The following is a 17,438-nucleotide window of genomic DNA, read 5'->3' on the forward strand; positions in this document are numbered from 1 at the left end:
CAGAACTTCAGTTGAGCACTCCACAAAGCTCGGTAGTTGGGGAGAGGGTGGCAGTAGGGGTTTTTACTTGATGTTTTATTTTGTTGCACTTCTTCATTAATTATATAAAGATGAGGCGAAAGGACAGATCGTTGCAGGAATTTCTTTATCCCTAATGTTGTGAATTCGCAGCATAGATAAAAGCAATCCTAATCTATCAATAAAGGTAAGATGTTATTATGAAAGATTATGAGCTTCCACTTGATATTGAAGAAGTTGCATTCTCACACATTCCCGTCCTGAGTCGGGAAGTGGTTGAGGGTTTAGCTGTGCTTCCCAACGGTCACTACTTGGATGCGACTGTTGGCGGTGGAGGTCACAGTCGGCTGATTTTGGAATCTGCTCCTGATGTAAGATTAACAGCTGTTGACCAAGATGAAGATGCTCTGGCTGCGGCGAAAAAGGAATTAGCAGTATTTGAAAAAAGAGTGCAATTTATACACGGTAACTTTGCTGTCTGCGAATTTCCTCAAAACACTTTTAATGGTATACTCGCTGACCTAGGTGTTAGTTCTCACCATTTGGATACTCCAGAACGCGGTTTTAGTTTTCGTCGCGAGGCGCGTTTGGATATGCGAATGGATAGGAGACAATCTTTAACGGCGGCTGATGTTATCAATGATTGGGATGAAGTTGAATTAGCCAATATTTTCTTTAAGTATGGAGAGGAACGTCTATCGCGACGTATTGCCAGACGGATTGTTGAAAAACGACCATTTCAAACAACGACAGAATTAGCAACGGCGATCGCATCTTCTGTACCTGCTAAATACCGACATGGTAGAATTCATCCTGCGACCCGTGTTTTTCAAGCTTTGCGAATTGCTGTCAATGATGAGTTAAAAGTTTTAGAGACTTTCATAACAAAAGCACCAAACGCTCTTGTCCCTGGTGGTAGAATCGCGATTATTAGTTTTCACAGTTTGGAAGACCGGATAGTGAAGCACGGTTTGAGAGATTCTCCTTTGTTGAATGTATTAACTAAGAAACCCATAACAGCACAAGAGGAGGAAATTACCAACAACCCCCGCGCTCGTTCTGCAAAATTGAGAATAGCAGAACGGAAGAGATTAGCGACCCTATATTAAAATATCTTGCCACCTGCTGGCAGTGGCAAATCTACTCAAATGCTTGACATTCGTAGTGGCGATTATAGTTTAGTTACCTTGAGACAAAAGATGCGCTAGTTGTCTTCTGGAATCATTTAATCCACTTCCGACTTCCTTGACAATTTTGACAAATTGATATCCTTACAAGGTAGATCTGTAAAATTAACTAGAACATTCTCGACTTAATATTAATTGCCCATTATTCAGGCGGTAAACATTTTGCGCTTCGATAATCGGGTCGCCTTTTTTCCAAGGACGAGATGTAGTTTCCACACCTCTAACCTCACCAGTTGCGTAGGTAGAAACCAAAACACCAGGGCGATTAGTGGGCAAAGCACCAGAACCTTTGATAGTAAAAGAGTTTTCTTGTCGCTTGATGCTGCGAGTAATGCAACTCTTGGTGAGGAGTGTGTTAGTGTCGATAAGATTTGAGGATAAGTCGGTGAAGGAGTTTTGGATGGAACTGGTATCGGGTGCGTTAATGTTGATTACACCAGAAATACCCAATTCAGAACTGGCTGTAATATCGCTTTTTTCCGTTGGTTTTGGACGCGCTTCGATACCGAAGATACCTTGTGAGTTAATTCTGACATTTCCACCGCTTCCTTCAAAAGAGTCGCCGCTAATATTGCTGTTTTCTTGAGGAACACCGACGATGAATTTAGCGTTGATATTGATGTTCCCGCCATTTCCACCTGCTTTGGTTAAACCTGCAGTTGTGCTGATATTGCTGTTACGACGCAATAGTAATAAATCTGTAGAGGTTAAGTTAATATTTCCACCATTACCAGAGTTTGTTTGAGCAGCAATAATTCCTTCATTATCTAGACTGACAGTACGAGTATTAATGTTAATATCTCCAGCATTTCCCTGTCCTGTGCTACTGGAACTTAGTACTCCATAATTGGTAATCAATAAAGTACGAGCATTTATATTAATATCACCACCCTCACCTTTGCCAGTAAATCCTTCTTCTGTTGTAACTTGGGTTGCGATTCCACTTCTACGACCGCCTGAACTCATTCCATCAAACAATACAGTACCGCCAGCATTTAATGTAACATTACCTGCATTTCCCTGTCCTAAAGTATCAGCCCGAACTTGAGAACCATTTGTAAAAGAAATATCGTCAGTAGCATTAATTAACACATTTCCCGCATCACCTTTACCAACAGTAGCGGACAATAAAGCAGCACCATCGGATAACGAAAAGTTACGCCCCTGAATTTCAATATCTCCACCTTTACCTACCGCATTTAGGTAAAGAATGGAAGACAAACTGCTTGTTCCTGAAATAGAGACATCACCACCTGCTCGAATTGCAATTTTACCAGCATTTCCTTCTTTGCCAATAAATGTTGCTATACCACTACTATCTTTGATAGTTGTGTCACCTGATGTAGTTATCAAGACATTACCCGCATCACCTTTACCAAAAGATAATGTAGCTAAATTAGCATTATCAAATAGCTCAAAACTACGGGCGAAAATCTCAATATCACCACTATTACCTACACCAGTCTCCAACACTCCGCTAGATATTCCACTACTCAGTCTTTCACTGCGTCCGGAAAGTATCACAGCACCGCTTGCTTGAATTTTGATATTCCCAGCATTCCCTTCACCTGATGTACCATTACTCAGAGAAGAACCACCTGTAAAGGAAGTATTCTCCTTTGTATTTATTAAGATATTGCCAGCATTGCCTTTACCACCAAGATTGCTGTTAAAAATCGAAGATTCTCCGCTTACAAAAAATGACTTGGCAAAGATATTAATATTTCCGGCATTACCAACACCTGTTTCGGAAATACTGCTCGATATATTACTGTTATTTGCAAGAGAAACTGTGTCTGTTGCTTGAATTGAAATATTACCACCGTTTCCTTTACCAGAAGTGCTAGCAAAGAAATAAGAATTATTATCTAAAAAAAGTTTTCCTGTTTGAATATCAATATCTCCACCATTACCTACTATTTCTGAAGTTGCACTACTAAAATATGCTTGATTATTCAAAAATAAAGTATCTTGAACTTTAATCGAGATAGTACCAGCATTTCCCTGCCCAGAAGTATAACTATTAATTGAAGCATTATCTAATAACAAATTCCCAGATTGAATGTTGATAGTGCCACCATTACCCCTGGCTTTACTAGAAACCGTGGTACTAATTTGAGTGAAGCCAATATTATTAGTATCGCTGAGAGAAATTTTTCCTGATACTTGAATAAAAATGTTACCTCCATCACCAATCCCAAAGGTATCAGCACTTATTTGACCTTTGTTGTTTAAGAATAATTCTCTGGTATTAATGCGGATATTTCCACCTTTACCTACACCATCAAGACTCACATCACTACTAATCCTACTGGGTAACTTTACTTGTCCAAATTGTTCCGTAAAAACCTTACCAAAACCATCTAGATTAATATTTTCACGAGCGTCAATGCTGATATTGCCTGCGTTGCCTTTCCCGTTTGTACCTGTATCAATACTTGCACCATTTGTCAATGACAGCAAACCCGTTGTTATTTCTATATTTCCGCCATTACCGACACCTCCAGCTATTACACCACTTTGAATACCAGCAATCGAAAACTCTCCTATCCCATCCAGCTTAATTGTGTCTCGGGCATTCACAAAGATATTACCTGCATCTCCTTTACCGGAAACTGTAGTAGATATTTTTGAACCACCTAATAACGAAAGAATTCCAGTATTAACCCAGATATTTCCACCTTTACCTACACCATCTGCAAACACCCTACTGTCAATAGAACTACCACCATCAAAAGCAATATTATTAGCATCAATAGTAAGATTTCCTGCCTCGCCTTTACCCAGGGTACTGCTGCTAATAAATACCCCATTGGTTGATTGGAGAGATCCTGTTTTTATCTGAATATCTCCAGCTTTACCTGTGCCTTCTGGATTGACAGCACTAATAATACGACTATAAATTCGACTTGGTTCTCCGTCTTTTAGAGTAGTCTCTACAAAACCATCTAAACTTATGGTATCGCGAGCATTGATATTGATACTACCAGCATTTCCTTGTCCTAAAGTTTTGGTGTTGAGTTCGGAACCTTGCGCTAGAGAAAGAGAACTTGTTTGAATGTTGATACTACCACCATTGCCGAAACTTCCCTCTTCCGTAGAACTATAAATCTCACTACTACCTGTAAGCAAAATATTATCTTTGGCTAGTATTGAAACTTTTCCAGAATTTCCTTGTCCAAAAGTACTGGCATCTAAAAACGAATTTTTACTTAAGCTTAAGGAACCTGTAGTTATATTAATGTCACCCGATTTACCAATAGCGTCTTTTCGCAATGTGTTGGAAATAAAGCTAGTATCAGTCAGATTTATGGTTCCTGTGGCGTTAATTTCTATATGACCACCTTGACTATTTGGTGTTCCTAAACCTGTTTCTATACCTGCTCTAAGTTTACTTTCTCCTGCTAAATTCACATCACGAGCATGAATTTTAATATTCCCGCCATTCGCACCACGAACATTAACTTCTGCGGCGTTATTTAGGGAAACATTTGCCCGTTCTACACCATCAGGTACTGCTAAACTGATACGATCGCCTGCAATATTTAATCCTATATTTCCCGGTGCAGCCAAACCTGCTAACTCAATATTCCCCCCATAGGAGCGAATACTCCCACCATCAATATTGATATTTCCACCAACAAGCAGCAAACTTTTGCCATCTGGTACTCTTAAACCCGTGACATCTTCAGCAATAAGATTCTTACCAGCAGAAGCTTGCGATTGATTAGTAATTCTTGCGTTCCCTTGGTTTTGATTAAACAACAAGGCTGAAGGATTCACCGTCAACAATGGTGCTGCTTCGGGATTTGTGGCACTAAAAACACCGCGATCGCCAAACTGTACCCCGTTCGCTGTTGTCCCCACAAAGGAACCCTGCACATCTAAACTAGCATCTTTGCCAAATACAATCCCATTGGGATTAATCAAATATAGATTCGGGTTAGAACCACCAGATGTTCCCAGTCTCCCAAAAATTTCGGAAGGGTTATTCCCTGTCACCCGTGCCAGAATATTTTGGATATCTACACTAGGACTCACAAAATATACTTCCCGTCCCGCGCTAACATTAAATTCTTTAAAACTGTGAAACAGATTAATTTGGCGAATTGCACCACCTGTAATGACTTCTATCGGTGTCGGGTAAAAGTTGCCTGTCACTTGGGAGGACTCAGCGCCAAGTGTGTTGTCGGGTACAATATTACTTTGTTGCGCTAGGGTTTTCGTGGTGAAGAGACTCATGCTCAACCAGCCAAGTAACCCAGCCAATCCGAACTGCAAACACTTGTGTAAACCGTGTTTTCTTGTCATTGGGTGTGCTTTCATTTGGTCTATACGAGTATCTAATCAAACTGTATGCTTAAGCAATACTTCTAGTAAATATTCTTGCGTATCCCGATAGCAAGACAGTTTTCTGCAATAATATTTTTTTGTTTGTATAAAAAAAACTATATTTTATAGCGATTTGCATCGGAGTGAGGTACAGATTTATCCGCGTTCGTCTGCTACAGGCTGGGTTCCATAACTTTTTTATATATTGCACTCAATTGAAAAGTTGGGTTTCGTTCCTCAACCCAACCTACATCTACCTTATATAAGAGAGGAATTTTTAGAGCGCTCCTTTGCAACAAAACTATTGATACCCCGCAGCTTGCAGAGAAAACAGTGTTGCGTAACGCCCACCCAATTCTAACAACTCTTCGTGAGTTCCCTGTTCTACAATTTCTCCAGCTTCAACAACCATAATTTTGTCAGCCATTCGCACTGTAGAAAAACGGTGAGAGATGAGAAAGACCATCTGATGAACAGTGAGAGTGCGAAAGCGATTGAAAATCTCAAACTCTGCTTGGGGGTCTATGGCTGATGTTGGTTCATCTAAAACCAAAATATCTGCTTGAGTTCGCATAAAAGCACGGGAAAGAGCAATTTTTTGCCACTGTCCTCCAGAAAGTTCGTATCCCTTCCTAAACCATTTACCAAGCTGAGTTTGAAAATTGTTAGGCAAATGTTCGATAAAAGGAAGTGACATACCTTTGTCTGCAGCCGTTATCCACCGAGTATTGTCTTCTAGGTTGTCCACATCTCCCACACCAATATTCTCACCCACTGTAAACTGGTAGCGCACAAAGTTCTGAAAAATGACCCCAATACGCCGCCGCAATACATTCACGTTCCACTCTTGCAAGTCTAAACCATCTAATAAGATCCTCCCGGAATTAGGAGTATAAAGTCGGCTCAGCAGTTTGATAAGTGTTGTTTTACCTGAACCATTTTCACCAACAATGGCTAGTTTTTCTCCTGGCTTGAGGTGAAAGGAAATATTTTTCAATGTTGGTTGCAAATTCCCAGGATATGTAAACGATACGTTCTCAAAACGAATACCATCTTTAGATTTTAGCCCTTTGGTTGCTTTGCCTTTTGGTTCTGGTATCCCCTCTTCTAAAAATTCATAGAGATTGGAAAGATACAAGTTATCTTCGTACATTCCTCCAATAGAGGTGAGCGCACCAGAAAATGTTGATTGTCCTTGACGAAAAACGGTGAGATACATTGTCATATCTCCTAGAGAAATTCTGCCTGCAACTGTTTCCACTACAATCCAGGCATAAGCTATATAAAAAGCAGCAGTACTTAACAAACTCAGTAGGTAGCCCCACATTCCTCGCCGCAGCGTCAAGTCGCGATCTTCTCCAAAAAGTCGATTGAAGATCGTGTGATAGCGCTCGAGCAACATATCTCCTAGTTGGTAAAGCTTCACCTCTTTGGCAAAGTCTTCTCTAGCAAGAAGGGTTTCTAAATAATGCTGTTCGCGGGCTTCAGGAGCACGCCAGCTAAAGAGGCGAAAGGCTTCTCCTGCAAATTTGGTTTCTGCAAAAAATGCTGGCATTGCTGCTATAACTAGCATCAATAATGCCCAAACGGAGAACTTGATTAACAAAAGACCGTAAGTGACAAGAGATAGAGCACTTTGTACCAAGCCAAAGGTGCGAGTTACGAGAGAGAGAGGACGAACAGATGCTTCTCTCCTTGCATTGGTCATTTTGTCGTAGAATTCTGAATCCTCAAATTGAGTGAGTTCGAGTGAAAGTGCTTTTTCCAGGATTAGAACGTTGACCCGTTGACCGAGCAGCATTCTGAGCAAGGATTGGCAAACCGTCAAACCTCGTTGGCTTGCTGCTAGTAAAGCCACTGCAATAGCCTCTAGTCCCACATACATTAATGGGTAATAAAGATTGACAGAGTCGCTATTATATGTAACTGCAAAATTGCGTGCTGCTATGACAGCATCAACTATTAACTTGCCAATATACGCGACAGCAGCTGGTAAAAGACCTGCGACTAAAGTTAAACTCGCAAGAATAATGGTAAGAGAGCGGCTAGTCGTCCAGACTAAGCCTAAAGCTCGCCCACTGTATCGAAAAACTGCAAGGGATTGGCGCAGAGCGTTGCGTTTTTTACGTATCTTCATTATTTTTTTATAGCGTAAAATTGACCCCGCAATACAGCTGTACTTCGTAATGGCTTCTTTATCGCATACAAAGAATTGATTACAATCAGACCTTCTCTTTAGTTCTGCAAGGTTAAACCCCCCCTTCCGCACCCCAACCGTCACAAACGGTAATTACTGAGTAAAATCTTTAAAAAAAGAATAAAAATATACAGTTGCTTGCCAAAAAGACAGGTGAGAAAGCGTAGAAACTGAGATATAAGAGACTCAACTCATTCTTAATTATTAGCAATAAGATAGCCAGAGATCTTCTGTGGTAATTGATAGATAAATCCCTATAGTTTCTTGAATAAATTTATGATTGCATTAATGTAAAAGTCTCAATAGAAAACGATTAGACATACTGATTGAGAGCCATTTTTCAAAAAATAGCTATTTTGTAGAGAAGTTATAAATATAAATTTTCAAAACTTAATTATGTGACTAAGCGGTAATAACGCTGACAATGTTCGGGCAAGAGATTCAAAATAAAATTTCTTTCATTATTATTGCTGATATTTGATAAAAAGTAGCTAGGGAGCTTGCTTATCCTCGTGCTTTTGGGGTTATTACAGTCACTTTATGTTGCTCAATTTGATGATATTTGAACTTTTGAGAAAGTTTTGATAATGCTTTAACCGTATCCGCTTCACAGGCAAATTTTTCGGCGGCTAACTTCTTCAATTCGTTGCGAGCTTTTTCTTCAGCTTTCAGAATTTTTTGTCAGAGCTTACGTAAATCTACTTCTCTATCCCTCTAAATTCTCTTGAATCACTATTGCAAGTAATTTTTAAATACTGAATTGTTATCTACTCTATTTTTAGTTTTTATGTACAACTTTTTCTGCTTCTTATTCATGTGTGACAGTTTGGGTGCGGAAGGGTGGTTCAAAGCGATCGCTAAAAAGACTGTTGTTAATCCCTTCATATACAATTTATCCAGAGTTCTACCTAATTTATCATCATTTAAGTATTCCGGCTTGACTCCAGAACCAATTAAATGTTCACACGCTTTGCCCTCAAAAAATTTTGAAAACATTTGGTGCAAGTCACGCTTTTTCTGTCAGAAAAATCTAAAGTTTCAAACCCAGTTTTGCATGAAAATCCTCGTCGTATATTGCTGCCTCCCACATCTGGGCAGATTTAACTTGCTCAGGAGTCAAGTTTTTGGCTTCCATTAAGTTGGCACCCGCAAGTAAGGCACCGCTGAGGTTGACATTGCTAAGGTTAGCACCGCTAAAGTTGGCACCTGCAAGTAAGGCACTGCTGAGGTTAGCTCCGCTAAGGTTGACATCGCTGAAGTTTGCAGAAATGAGGTCGGCACCACTGAGGTTGACATTAGGACCAATAAGGTGCATCTGCTGATTAGTAGGAACGAAATTCTGAGGGAACTTAGTTTCTTTGTTGTACAAAGAGCCTTTGAGTTTAGCACCGCCGAGTTTAGCATTGCCGTAGTAGTTACCGCTGCTGAGGTTGGCACCGCTGAGGTTGGCACCTCTGAGGTTGGTATCGAAGAGATCGGCACTGCTGAGTTTGGCATCGCTGAGGTTAGCACCGTCGAGACGGGCACCCCTAAGATTAGCTGCGTTAAAGCTAGCTTTCGTTAGGTTAGTTCCCATAAGATTAGCTCCCGTGAGGTTGGCTTCCGTGAAGTTGGCTCCCATGAGGTTAGCACCATTGAAGTCGGCTTCCGTTAGGTTAGCTTCCCCAAGGCTGGCTCCATTGAGGTTGACGTTGTGGAGGTTGGCTTTCGTAAAGTCGGCTCCCCAAAGGTAGGCTTTCGTGAGATTGGCATCCCAAAGGTAGGCTTCCGTTAGGTTAGCTCCACTGAGATCGACTCCGGTGAGGTTGGCCGATCTGATATTTGCTTTCGTGAAGTTGGCATGGCTGAGGTTAGCACCGCTGAGGTTTGCTCCACTGAGGTCAGATCCGGTGAGGTTGGCTTGATTAAGAGGTCTGCAATTACCAAACAAACGCTCTGACAAGTAATTGGGCTTCCATTTAAACCTTAGTGCGATCCAACACCCTTTGACTAGACGTTCAAGTGCTTGACGTTTCCCTGCACCACCTTCTTTATTAATTATGGCAATGTCGTTTCCGATGACTTCTTCCCTCAGGCGTGGTTCGAGCACAGCCAATACAGCAATAACTGGAATTACTAAAAAACTAATAGCTTGGAATTGCCTACATCGTTTTTGTTTTAGGCTTTCTCGAATTAACTCCTCAGCAAGGGGAGACAGAGGATAGGTATTACTGTATTCTTGTCGAAAAACCTTTGCTTGTGTCAATCTTTTCCCTTGGAGTAAATAATCCTTCGACTTTCTCTGATCTCGCCAGTCTTTAGCCGCTGCTTCGATTTTGCGCTGTTGCTTAAGCTTATCCCGATTTTCATCAATCCATCCGCGTAAACGTTGCCATTCTCGGATCAGGGCTTCATGAACTACCTCCACTGTTTCTTCCCCTGACTGTTCATTGCGTCCCGTCACTACCAAACGTGCTTTATAGCCAGCTAAATAAGTCACCAATCCCCAATTCTCTTCCCCAACTTCGGCACTAGTAGCTAGTTGGCGGGTATCCTCGGTTCCTTCCCCCAGACGTACTAATTGCAGAAAAATCCGTTGTGCTTGCTTCTGCTCTGTCTCACTGAGTTTGCAATAAACCCGTTCAGCATGATTTGCTAAAGCTTTTTTCACACCCCCAATCTCATCATACGCTTGGTGAGTTAACACACGATTTTGCTGCTTCTCCCACAGTCGGGTCAGAGCAAATTCTAACAACGGCAAATTACCTGGTTCTTGTCCCACATCATCCAAAATTCGCTCGGTTAGATGTGCTTCCAATTGCACTTCTAGCTTTTGGGCAGGTTGCTCAATGGCTGTCTGTAGTTCCTCCCTACTCATTGAACTTAGCAACTGAGGCGTAAATTGCTGCAATACATCTCGAAACGGACGATAGGAAAGGACATAGCTGTAGAAGTCAGCTCTTAGAGTCAAGACCAGCGTCAAACTTGTTTGATGTATAGCTGCCAACAACGTATCAACAAAACGCTCCTGTTCCTCTTTAATCTGGCAAAGAGTGTAGAGTTCCTCAAACTGATCTGCTACCAGCAATAAATTTTTGTTAGGGTTATGTTGCAAAATTCGAGAAGTTACCTGCTGTAAGGTTATTTCACCTTTTTTCAAGGATTCTGCCAGTTTAGCTGTCTTTATCACTTGCTCTGTTTTACCAAGTTCTGGTTCTAATTGACGCACTAAAGTGTAGGCAAGCTCATCAAACGGTTGCTTTCCAGGGCGGAACGATTCAATCAGCCAAGTTTCTTCCATCCGTAACTGTGAAATTAGTCCAGCAAACACTACAGAAGACTTTCCACTACCACTTGGACCCATTACTGCGACTAAGGGCTGTTTGCGAGTAGCCTGAACTAAGCACTCAACAAATGTCTCTTGCCCAAAAAAGAACTGTGCATCCTGCTCCTGAAATGCAGATAATCCCTGATATGGGTTTGGTGGGAGAATTACTTCTGGTTCAATCTCAATTGAGACAGGATGAATTAGTTTTTTTTTAAGCACTGGGGTCTGATGCTCTTTAAGACCAACTAGCTGAGAGCAGCCTAGCTCAAAAGCAAACTCCACTTCTTCCCCGGCTCCTAGGGCATCGTAAAACGCTACGGCAAAATTAATGGCTGCTTTATCCCCAATTGCTTGATTCATGCCAATCACATAGTTAATGTGTTGACTAATTGCCTCCGCCTGTACTTCTGAGTAGCAAGCATTCAACAGTACACACTCTACTCCCTTTACGGCAAACAGCTTAAACATACTAGAGAGTGCATCTGCCCGCACAAAGGCTGCCTGCCCCGTTTCATCCTCCAAGACAATACCATCTTCGCCACCACCATGTCCGCAGAAGTGAACAATCTGCGGTTGACTGTCCAATATTGCTCGGTAAAAATCCCGCGAGCGCACCGCCCACTTCTGCTCTAGCTTGAAACGCTCTCGCTTGTTTGCTCGTCGCAATCCTTCATCAATTTCCGATACCTCTTTATCTAGTCGTAACCGAGAAGTATTTGTGGGATTAACAGCTAATACCAGAATTGTTTTGACACGCGTGTTGTTACTCATAAGAGTACACTTAATAAGTCCAAGTGGTCAATATTCTTAATTTCAATATCTTTGACATTAAACATGATGGTAAAATATTTCAAGCAACACTCTGAAAATTTTGACACTTTGACTGTGTTACCCATCAGCCCCTCAGAAACTTATCTCACAATTTTGTAAAACGCAAGCTGCACAACAAGTAAAGATACAGCGCTTTGCATCTGAATGAGGTACACCCCCCTTTCATCCCCCCGATGCTTTGGGGGGACAGAGGGGGGTAATTTTTGTACCTCACCAAGTTGAAATCTGCTGTATGCTGACACGTAAAATAGGCGATCGCACTCAATCATCATAGAGTGCGATCGCCATACTAGAATATTCTCCCCACAGATCTTATCGGTCTGGATTATCCTGGCTATTAGCTTCAGGAGAGGGGCTGCTACTTGGTACTACAGTTTCATTTTCTACAGATGAAGTAGGTGTATTAGTATCACTATTTGTTTCTTCATCAGAAGTACTTGTGTTGGAGTTTGAAGGTGATGTGGGTGTAGTTGCTGTTGCGGGAGGAGCTGGTTTGGTTGCACCTTCTTGAGGTGGAACAGTTATGTTGACATTAGGTGTAGTAGCTGGTGATGGCTTTGGTGCGGGTATAAAGACTGGAACTGGAACTTCCTTGGTTCTTTCAATAACTGTTGGAACTTCTCTCGTTCTTTCAATAATCGTAGTTTTGGTTTGAGAATTTTGAGTTCCCACGGGTGATGGACTTGGAGATGCAGTGTTTGTTGAAGGAACTGCTGATGGTGTGGTAGTAGTATTCTCTACAGAAGAATCTTGTTGATTGAAATACCAAACAGCGCCTACTGTTAGCCCTGTCAGTAGGGTCAGTAATAAGCCTAAAATGATTCCACGCCCAGTACTATCGGTGTCCCGTTGTTCAATCCGATCTTGATAATTCCGTTCTGAGGATTGACCGTGGAGGTAACCATTTTGATAAGACTGAACATCGGTTCTACCGTTATTGACTGTTTCAGTTGTTCGTGTCACGTTGGCGTGAGTGTTTCCATTCCCATCGGTATAAATATCTTTGTGAATTTCTTGAAAGTTTTTGCGATCGTTTGAGTCGTTCATAACAGTTGTTTTTATTCTCTTAATAAGGTGATAGGGAAAAAATGATTGGCTATGAGCAAGTCATTAACCTGCTCTCAATTCTTATTTTGAATTGAGGAATATTATCGATATAATTCCCTGGTTATAAGTGACAAATTTCATTCAAAGTATTATTAGAATAGCCTCACTCTTTACGAAAAGCTTTCTATCGAAAGAAGTGATATCAGCTTCTATCAAAGGAGCGATTGTTTCACTTTAAAAGTAGAAAATTAGAGAATAAGAATAAATGTCTTTAAGGTTTAATTCAATTCAACCAATCCCGGTATGACTACTGTACTTACAATTTTTTATAAATAATCTAGTTGTTCGTATGACTGGTACAAAACGGCGCTCAGTATGAAGGCTAAAGGATGACAGCAACACGCTTATACTCTAAGCTTTATCAAGATTGACAATGGTAACAGATTAAAAAAGTTTTTCCTGTACGCTTTTGCGCCTGAGGCTCTCTACATCCGGACTTTTGCCTTTTTGTATGAGCTAAGCGAGCAGAAAAAGTTGACCGAATATAACAGAATATTAAGCAATGAAGAGAAATACCGTCTCAAAATGTGGTGAATTTGCCATGAAGCCTGTACGTCAAACTTTGTCAACGAGAGATATCCAACTTTCTTACTTGGAATGGAACCAAGGTCAAGAACCATTACTGCTGTTACACGGTTTAGCCGACCATGCCTTAGTTTGGTCTAGCTTGGGAGATGACCTAGCAGCAGATTACCATATCGTTGCGCCAGATATGCGCGGTCATGGGGAAAGTAGCAAACCCGAAGATGACTACAGTTTTGAGAGTGCGATCGCGGACTTAGAAGCACTCATGGATAAACTAGGATGGTCATCTGCTCATATTGTAGGTCATTCTTGGTCGGGAAAACTGGCTGTGATTTGGGCAAGACTCAATCCCCAACGTGTACGGAGCATGGTTTTAATAGACCCAATTTTTATCTGGAAAATCCCCAGTATTTTCAAACTCACTTTTCCACTTTTGTACAATTCTTTATCCTTTCTTAAAGGGATGGGACCGTTTGCAAGTTACGAAGAAGCCGAACAGAAAGCGCGTCAGTTATATGAATTCCAAGGATGGAGCCCCTTACAACAGCAGGTTTTTAAAGAAGGTATAGAACAAAAACCGGATGGTAGCTGGGGTAGTAAATTTACAATCGCAGCCCGTAATGGAATTTTTGAAGAAGTGATGCGAGTTCCTGGTTTTACAATCCCAATTCATACTCCCACCCTGTTTATACAACCAGAAAAAGGAGTTAACCGCAAAGATTGGCAGATCAAACCCTACAAAACTTATCTGAAAAGTTTACAGATAAGTACGGTTCCTGGCAATCATTGGCCGTTCCTGAGTGAACCTGAGATATTTAATCAAACTGTAAAAGCGTTTTTACAGGGAGTTAGATAATTATCTCACGCACTTGTTGCAAAGACGCAAAGAGTTTCTTCGCGTCTTTGCGTGAGATATTGCAACTTTAATTACGTGTATCTGTCATTTATACAAGTAAATTTCAGTCGCTACTATAGAGTACTGGTACGCTTACCCATTCATTGTTTGTCATGAGCCTGTGTATAAACCCCACGTGTCCCAAACCGAACCATCCAGATAATGATGAAAACCGCTTTTGTCAAAGCTGTGGTTCCCTCATGGAATTGCAGGGACGTTATCGGGTGATGCGGCTTTTAAGTGATAAAACGGGTTTTGGAAAAATTTATGAGGCTTACGAACGGGACACGCCAAAAATTCTGAAGGTTCTTAAAGAGGAATTATCAACGGACGCCAAAGCAGTAGAACTTTTCCAGCAAGAGGTGGCTGTCTTGGGACAATTGGAACATTCTGGCATTCCCAATGAAGATAGCTACTTTCAGTATCAAACCAGACACGGTTTGAATTTACACTGCATTGTTATGGAAAAGATTGAGGGTCCTAACTTAGAACAGTGGCTGAGACAACAGCAAAATAGACCCATTTCTCAAGACCAAGCCATCGCTTGGTTGAAACAATTGGCCGAAATTTTGGGGCTCGTACATGGAAAGCAGTATCTGCACCGAGATATTAAGCCATCTAATATTATGATTCGACCGGATGGACAGTTGGTACTCATTGACTTTGGCACTGCTCGGGAAGTGACGAGAACTTACTTAGCAAAACTACACGGTAGTGCAGGGGGTGTCACAGCTATTATGTCTTCCGGTTATAGCCCCCCAGAACAATTGAATGGATTGGCTGTACCTCAATCAGATTTTTTTGCTTTGGGACGCACTTTTGTATTTTTGCTGACAGGACAAAACCCCATAACATTGTATGACGCCCATCACAACGTATTGCATTGGCGCGATCGCACTGTTGGTATTTCACCACTCCTGTTAAACTGTGTTGATTGGTTAATGGCAACAGAAGTTAGTCAACGTCCTGCTAATGCTCAAGAAATCTTAAAACGCCTTGCTGCGATCGAACAACAGTTGGGAGGAAGTGCTGTAGCTACTGTCAATGTTGTGGGAAGTTTAGAGACACAACCTTTGTCACCACCAGATACGACAACCTTACCACCAAAACCCCATGTCCCAGTACAACAGCCATCCGAAAAAGTGCCATTACTTTCCTTGTTTGCAGCTCTATTGGTGGTTTTAGGCTTTCTTGGTATCGTTGCTTTAGCAACACGGTCTCCACAATTTGCTTCACTTCCCGATTACGGACAAGCACCAGAAAGAAAAGGAAAAGTTGACTACTTTCCCTATGAAGAAGGTAGAGATAGCCAAGGTAGAATAGCTGAATTTAACGTAGCTGTTCTCTCTGTAGAATATAAATGGCTGTTGGGTAGTGATTTCCAAGTCAAATACAACGACCAAGTCATTAATCTAGATGCTTTGAGATCCAATTTAGAGCAAGAAGGTATACAGAGAATTATGGAAAATCCTACAGAGATTATTTCTGTAGGAACAGCTTCTTGTGAGGGGGTCGTAGCAGTTGAAGAACGTAGGGCGCTTGAGCGTTCAAAGCAGATACAACTTTTAGCTAAAAAAATATTTAGTAATACGAACAGTGTCAAAGGTTATCGCTTACTCAATTTAGGGCAATTTCGTCGCAATGACTGTCAGGCGAGCCAGGATTTAACCGCTTATCAAAGAAGCATTATTATCATCGGAGTTAGAAAACAATCAGAAGGCGTTCTTTTGGATGAAGCCCTTAGAGATAGGTTAGAGAAAAAACCATTTGCTGACTTTAAGTTAGAAGATTATTCTCTAGGGTTTCCAGAGAAATTTAAAACAACACCCAGTAATTTATAGTTAATATCAAGCCTTTTTAAAGATGCATAGAATGAGCCTGCGAAGCGACCTCTTTGTTTGTGCAGATCCAGGCTTATAGCCTGAAGGCAATATTATGTAACCTTACACAAAACTAACATTAGAGACATAATAATTTTAAATGGAGAAAGAGATATTTGGATAAAGTCTGATACAATGACCGCTTAATAAATGCCAAAATCCATGCTTCAAATTCCATGACCCGCTTTATACATGATAAGTTTGCAAAAGATTACCTTGAAGAATTACTCAAAAATTACGGGGAGGTCAAAACCTCAGAAAAAGTTTCAGGAGAGATCAAAGAAATTGATGTTTTCTTCATCCCCGCTCAACCCCAGAATTCTGATATACAAACATTAGGCTTGCTGGGCAGATTTGCTGAATTTCCGATGATAGTAGAACCATTTCGCAATGCAGCCTCTGAAGATGAAATCTGCGACTGCTTGCTAAAATTATTGGAAGTCAGAGCGTCCATGCGACGAGAAGCAAAAGCCAATAAAACTAAAATTCTAAAACAGAAAATTCCCAAATTGTGGATTCTCACTCCCACAGCATCTACTAACAGATTATCCAGCTTTAATATTAACCAAAGACCGGGATGGTTACCAGGAATTTACTTTTTGGGAGATGCGTTGAGAGCAGCAATTGTGGTTATACATCAGCTACCACCAACACCAGAGACGCTATGGTTACGACTGTTAGGTAGGGGAAAAGTGCAGCAGCAAGCAATTCTTGAACTCGTGGAGTTACCAGAGAATCATCCCTATCAAAAAGCAACGCTAGAATTAGTTTATAACTTGCAAGAAAATTTGAGAATCAATCAAGATATAGATAAAGACGACAGGGAGTTAATTATGCGATTAGAGCCGCTTTATCAACGCAATCGAGAACAAGCAAAAGAAGAGGGACGGCTTGAAGGACGACAAGAGGGACGACTTGAAGGACGACAAGAGGGACGACTTGAAGGACGACAAGAGGGACGACTTGAAGGACGACAAGAGGGACGACTTGAAGGACGACAAGAGGGACGACTTGAAGGAGAGCAACGTCTGGTTATGCGTCAGCTAAATCGCCTTTTTGGTGAAATCGATGCATCATTAACTCAACAAATTAGAAAATTATCTATAGAACAACTTGAAGCATTGGGAGAAGTCTTATTAGACTTTTCTGAAGTGGCTGA

8 protein-coding genes and 1 pseudogene are annotated in these 17,438 nt (G+C 41.1%); 4 read left to right on the plus strand and 5 right to left on the minus strand.

The window, feature by feature from the left end:
* Window positions 1–218 precede the first annotated feature (218 nt).
* Window positions 219–1,127 (plus strand): 16S rRNA (cytosine(1402)-N(4))-methyltransferase RsmH, encoded by a 909-nt coding sequence (gene rsmH / locus HC643_RS09780; protein ID WP_038075815.1) that lies wholly within the window; start codon window positions 219–221, stop codon window positions 1,125–1,127.
* A gap of 183 nt (window positions 1,128–1,310) precedes the next feature.
* Here the strand turns inward: rsmH and HC643_RS09785 are convergent, their stop codons facing one another.
* The 5 genes and pseudogenes from HC643_RS09785 to HC643_RS09805 all read right to left on the minus strand — a co-directional run bounded on the left by HC643_RS09785 (window position 1,311) and on the right by HC643_RS09805 (window position 12,919).
* Window positions 1,311–5,516 (minus strand): two-partner secretion domain-containing protein, encoded by a 4,206-nt coding sequence (locus HC643_RS09785; RefSeq protein WP_038075818.1) that lies wholly within the window; start codon window positions 5,514–5,516, stop codon window positions 1,311–1,313.
* A gap of 322 nt (window positions 5,517–5,838) precedes the next feature.
* The gene (locus HC643_RS09790; RefSeq protein ID WP_038075820.1) at window positions 5,839–7,674 is read right to left on the minus strand and encodes an ABC transporter ATP-binding protein; all 1,836 of its coding nucleotides are present in this window, start codon (window positions 7,672–7,674) and stop codon (window positions 5,839–5,841) included.
* 591 nt (window positions 7,675–8,265) lie between these two features.
* Window positions 8,266–8,730 (minus strand): annotated as a pseudogene (locus tag HC643_RS42770) (DUF4277 domain-containing protein); the annotation flags it as partial.
* A 34-nt stretch (window positions 8,731–8,764) separates the two neighbouring features.
* Window positions 8,765–11,812 carry an nSTAND1 domain-containing NTPase gene (locus HC643_RS09800; protein WP_050046169.1) on the minus strand — a complete coding sequence of 1,016 codons (3,048 nt, stop codon included), beginning with the start codon at window positions 11,810–11,812 and terminating at the stop codon, window positions 8,765–8,767.
* A 372-nt stretch (window positions 11,813–12,184) separates the two neighbouring features.
* A complete protein-coding gene (locus HC643_RS09805; protein ID WP_038075821.1) occupies window positions 12,185–12,919 on the minus strand; it encodes a hypothetical protein in 735 nt (244 codons plus the stop codon).
* 601 nt (window positions 12,920–13,520) lie between these two features.
* On the opposite strand from HC643_RS09805, the gene HC643_RS09810 reads away from it, so the two are divergent.
* From HC643_RS09810 to HC643_RS09820, 3 genes are all read left to right on the plus strand, one after another.
* Entirely contained in the window at window positions 13,521–14,360 is an 840-nt protein-coding gene (locus HC643_RS09810; protein WP_038076090.1) for an alpha/beta fold hydrolase, read from the plus strand.
* Window positions 14,361–14,512: 152 nt separating this feature from the next.
* Window positions 14,513–16,240, plus strand: a complete 1,728-nt coding sequence (locus tag HC643_RS09815) for a serine/threonine protein kinase (RefSeq protein WP_038075823.1) — start codon at window positions 14,513–14,515, stop codon at window positions 16,238–16,240.
* 215 nt (window positions 16,241–16,455) lie between these two features.
* Window positions 16,456–17,438, plus strand: a 983-nt coding sequence (locus HC643_RS09820; RefSeq protein ID WP_167844646.1) for a DUF4351 domain-containing protein, incomplete at its 3' end; no start/stop codon positions are given.

It is taken from the genome of Tolypothrix bouteillei VB521301, from assembly GCF_000760695.4.
In the GTDB taxonomy this organism is placed as follows: Bacteria; Cyanobacteriota; Cyanobacteriia; order Cyanobacteriales; family Nostocaceae; genus Scytonema; species Scytonema bouteillei_A.